This window comes from Polynucleobacter sp. AP-Latsch-80-C2, assembly GCF_018882185.1.
Taxonomy (GTDB): domain Bacteria; phylum Pseudomonadota; class Gammaproteobacteria; order Burkholderiales; family Burkholderiaceae; genus Polynucleobacter.
Genome location: NZ_JACVOY010000042.1, coordinates 1 through 305, shown reverse-complemented (window position 1 = coordinate 305; position 305 = coordinate 1). Strand labels below are relative to the sequence as shown.

Annotated in this window: 1 protein-coding gene; it reads right to left on the bottom strand. The window is 46.6% G+C overall.

All coding sequences use genetic code 11. The annotated features are described in order from the left end of the window. A partial coding sequence (locus ICN47_RS12785) for a hypothetical protein (protein ID WP_216220290.1) occupies window positions 1–305 on the bottom strand: 305 nt, incomplete at both ends.

Here is a 305-nt window from a genome sequence, read left to right as displayed (position 1 = left end):
CGGCAACAGTAGAGCTAAAGAGGATATTGCCAGCGCTAGAGCCAGTAGTGAGTACGCTCGCACCACCTAAGGTTACTGCGCCAGTGTAGGTTTGAGCACCATTGGTGGTGATGTTGCCTTTCAAGGTACTTGTACCGTTAACTGTCAAGTTTGATGTGCCGCTACCATTGGTAATAATAGGACTAGTACCGGTCATCAACAAAGAGCCAATGGTTAAGCCATTACGTAGATCAAGCGTAGCACTGCTTAAGGTTAATAAGCTACTGGTGTTGCCTACAGTTCCACTACCACTCACTTGTAAGGTA